We start from the raw sequence: 3986 nt of genomic DNA on the forward strand, positions 1-3986 counted from the left end.
CTGGTAAATCAGCTTCACAAGACGATGCACAAAAAATGTGTAAAGTTGTTCGTGATGTTGTAGCAGCTGACTTCGGTCAAGAAGTTGCTGATAAAGTACGTGTTCAATACGGTGGTTCAGTTAAACCTGAAAACGTTGCTGAATACATGGCTTGTCCAGATGTTGACGGAGCTCTTGTAGGTGGTGCATCACTTGAAGCTGAAAGTTTCTTGGCATTGCTTGACTTCGTTAAATAATGAATAAAAAGGTCGAGAACTGTTCTCGGCTTTTTTGTTTGTAAACATCTTTATCTAAACCTAATAAGATAAGTTTTAGATAAAGATGTGGTCTATATAAATAGAGTTTTGAAACCTTTTGGGGTTTTGATGAAATACGAAGATGCGCAGTGTTTTACCATAGCCTATATGCTTTCTGAGATTGTTCTTTTAGCCTAAAATTTGATAAAATAGAAAGAGAATAAACAACAAAGGAAGTATCATGTCTAAAGGGTTATTAATCTCAATTGAAGGACCGGATGGGGCTGGAAAAACCTCAGTTCTAAAGGCGCTTTTGCCACGTTTAAGAGAGGTTTATCCAGCTCAGGTTATAACGACACGTGAGCCGGGTGGCGTAGCTATTGCTGAACAAATTCGTGAGGTTATTCTGGATGTAGATAATACGGCTATGGATGCTAAAACAGAACTCTTGCTCTATATTGCTGCTCGTCGTCAACATTTGGTTGAAAAAGTTTTACCAGAACTTGAAAAAGGCAATATGGTTATCATGGATCGCTTTATTGATTCCTCGGTAGCCTATCAAGGAGCAGGACGAGGGCTTGATCAAGATGAAGTTGCTTGGTTAAATAATTATGCGACGGATGGTCATAAACCTGATTTGACTTTGTTGTTTGATGTGGATTCTGAAACTGGTTTAGCTCGTATCGCGGCAAACGGTAAGCGAGAAGTCAATCGTTTGGATTTAGAAAAACTTGATATGCACCAACGTGTACGTCAAGGGTATTTAGATATAGCGGAAGCTGAGCCAGAACGGATTAAGAAAATTGATGCCTCGCAAACTTTGGAAGAAGTTGTAGAGGATACCTGGGAAATTATTAAGAATTATTTATAAGGAGCAAGATGAAGTTAGCTGAATGTCAAAGCAAACTTTTTGAAGAGTTTTCACAAATTATCAGAGAAAATCGTTTGAGTCATGCTTATTTATTCTCGGGTGATTTTGGAAGTCTTGATATGGCTATTTGGCTAGCGCAGAGTCGCTTTTGCTTGACTCCTGAGAATGGTCTTCCTTGTGGTCACTGTCGTCCATGTCGCTTGATTGCACAGGGGGATTTTTCAGATGTTAAATTGGTTGAACCGCAAGGGCAGATTATTAAAACTGATACTATTCGTCAACTGACAAGAGAGTTTAGCCAATCGGGTTTCGAGGGCCAGGCTCAGGTGTTTATCATTCGTGATGCAGATAAAATGCATGTCAATGCGGCCAATAGCCTCTTGAAGTTTATCGAAGAACCTCAGAGTCAGATTTATATTTTTCTGTTAACAGCTGATGATAGTCGTATCTTGCCTACGATTAAAAGTCGAGCGCAACTCTTTTATTTTCCTAAGAACAAGGCTTATTTAGAAGACTTACTGCAAAGAGAAGGTTTATTGCTGACACAGGCCAAGGTTTTAGCGGATTTTGCCAAGGATGAAGCGCAAGCTTTGAGTTTATCTAAAGATAACAAGGTTCTTGATGTCATCAATACAGTGGAGCGTTTTGCACAATCCTTGCTAGCTAGTCATGACCTTCTTTATTTGGATGTTGCAAAGTTGGTCGTCCAGTGTAGTGAAAAATCGGAACAAGAGATGGTCTGGGCTTTTTTAACTTATCAATTGGGAAAGGATATACAAAATCCACAAGCACGACGATGGTTAGATTTAGTTTTTAAGGCACGTAAAATGTGGCTTGCTAATGTCAGCTTTCAAAATGCGATGGAGTATATGGTATTGTCATGACAGAAGTCATTGGAATCAAATTTGAAGAAAATGGAGCGGTAGAATACGTTCTTCCTGATAAAAATTACGCCAAAGATGACTTTGTAGTCGTTTTGGAGAAAAAAGATAAGCGCCTAGCCCAAGTTGTTATGGAAAATACTGTTTTTCCAGAGGTTAGTTTACCTGCGGATTTGAATCGAGTTGAGGGCTTGGCTAGTGAGAGAGATTTCGCTAGATATGATGAAAATCTTTTGAAGGCTGAACAGAGTATGGGAGTAGTGGCTGATTTAATTGCTCAAAATCAGCTAGATATGAAGGTGGTAGACATTGTCTTTCCTCTAAATAGCTCTTATGTGCTTATCAGTTTTGTGGCTGAAAAGCGGGTAGATTTTCGTCAGTTGCTCAAGGATTTGGCAGCTTACTTTAAGACACGAATTGAGTTACGTCAAATTTCAAGTCGTGAGGAATCAAAAATTTATGGTGGTTTAGGTCCTTGTGGACGTGCACTGTGTTGTTCTAGTTTTTTGGGCGAATTCCCACCGGTATCGATTAAGATGGCTAAAAATCAGAGTTTATCCTTGAATTCTGGTAAGATGAACGGTGTCTGCGGTCGTCTCATGTGTTGTCTTAGTTATGAAGATGATTTTTACCGAGATAGTAAGGCCAGTTACCCTGACTTGGGTGAAGAGATTGAAACCAAGGAAGGTAGAGGTCAAGTCATTGCTATTGATGTGATTGCAGGGACTGTTAAAGTTATGTTTGAAAAGGGGCGTGCTCCCCTAACTTATGGAGTGGAGGAAGTTCAGCTAAATGGAAAAGCGTGAATTGTATGATAAATTCGAAGAATTATCACAAAATTTGATGTCGATGTTGGCAGAGGTAGAAGCAATTAAGGCGAACTTCTCAGGGATTCTCGATGAAAATACTGCCCTCAAGTTGGAGAACGACAAGTTACGTGAGCACTTGAGTCAAGTGGTTCAAGAGGAGACAGGGACTAAAATGTCTCATGGCAAGGTGAACCTCGAGGCTATTTATGATGATGGCTTCCACATTTGCCCAGATTTTTATGGTCAACGTCGTGATAATAATGAAGCTTGTGGCTTCTGTGCAGAATTATTGTACGGAGATTAAGCATGCAGGTTCAAAAGAGTTTTAAGGGGCAATCTAACTACGGTACCCTTTATTTGGTTCCTACACCTATTGGGAATTTGCAGGATATGACTTTTCGCAGTATTCAAACTCTCAAAGATGTCGATCTTATTTGTGCGGAGGACACGCGTAATACGGGTCTCTTACTCAAACATTTTGAAATTGAAACCAAGCAGTATTCTTTTCATGAGCACAATGCTTACGAGAAAATTCCAGATTTACTGGAACGCTTGAAGTCAGGTTTTTCTTTGGCTCAGGTTTCTGATGCGGGTATGCCTTCCATTTCGGATCCTGGCCATGATTTGGTCAAAGCCGCCATTGCTGAGGATATTCCTGTAGTGGCCCTACCTGGCGCATCAGCTGGTATTACTGCCTTGATTGCTAGTGGTTTAGCACCCCAACCTCATATTTTTTACGGTTTCCTTCCTCGTAAGAAGGGACAGCAGCTTGATTACTTCAAGGAAAAGTTGTCTTATCCTGAGACACAGATTTTCTATGAGTCACCCTACCGTGTGGCAGATACCCTTGAAAATATGTATGAGATTTATGGCGACCGTCAGGTGACTTTAGTTCGAGAACTGACTAAGCTTTACGAAGAGTACCAGCGAGGTAGTATTTCTGAAATTTTGGATTATATTGCTAGTAATCCTCTCAAGGGAGAATGTTTACTGATTGTGGCTGGGGCTTCTGAAAATGATAGGGAAGAAAATCTGACATCAGATGTTAGTCCGGTTGAGGCTATTGAAGCTTTAATTGCTTCTGGCATGAAACCTAATCAGGCTATAAAAACTGTTGCTAAAGAGCGAAAAATAAATAGACAAGAGCTTTATAACCTTTTTCATGGGGTTTAAGAGGCTCTTTTTTTTG

Annotated in this window: 6 protein-coding genes; all 6 read left to right on the forward strand. The window is 40.1% G+C overall.

The window, feature by feature from the left end; all coding sequences use genetic code 11:
• Positions 1–236 (forward strand): triose-phosphate isomerase (locus RWZ99_RS08990; RefSeq protein ID WP_314678232.1); only part of this gene is annotated, 236 nt, incomplete at its 5' end.
• Between the two features lie 241 nt (positions 237–477).
• On the forward strand, positions 478–1107 hold the full coding sequence (gene tmk / locus RWZ99_RS08995; RefSeq protein WP_314678234.1) for a dTMP kinase: 630 nt from the start codon (positions 478–480) through the stop codon (positions 1105–1107).
• 8 nt (positions 1108–1115) lie between these two features.
• A complete protein-coding gene (locus RWZ99_RS09000) occupies positions 1116–1991 on the forward strand; it encodes a DNA polymerase III subunit delta' (RefSeq protein ID WP_314678236.1) in 876 nt (291 codons plus the stop codon).
• On the forward strand, positions 1988–2794 hold the full coding sequence (ricT, locus tag RWZ99_RS09005; protein WP_314678239.1) for a regulatory iron-sulfur-containing complex subunit RicT: 807 nt from the start codon (positions 1988–1990) through the stop codon (positions 2792–2794). Before RWZ99_RS09000 ends, ricT begins: the two co-directional genes overlap by 4 nt.
• Positions 2781–3101 carry a DNA replication initiation control protein YabA gene (yabA, locus tag RWZ99_RS09010; protein WP_002887582.1) on the forward strand — a complete coding sequence of 107 codons (321 nt, stop codon included), beginning with the start codon at positions 2781–2783 and terminating at the stop codon, positions 3099–3101. The genes ricT and yabA overlap by 14 nt, the downstream gene beginning before the upstream one ends.
• Positions 3102–3103: 2 nt before the next feature.
• Positions 3104–3970, forward strand: coding sequence for a 16S rRNA (cytidine(1402)-2'-O)-methyltransferase (rsmI, locus tag RWZ99_RS09015; protein WP_314678241.1), 867 nt, complete (start codon positions 3104–3106; stop codon positions 3968–3970).
• The last annotated feature ends 16 nt before the right edge of the window (positions 3971–3986 follow it).

The organism is uncultured Streptococcus sp. (assembly GCF_963545685.1).
Lineage (GTDB): Bacteria > Bacillota > Bacilli > Lactobacillales > Streptococcaceae > Streptococcus.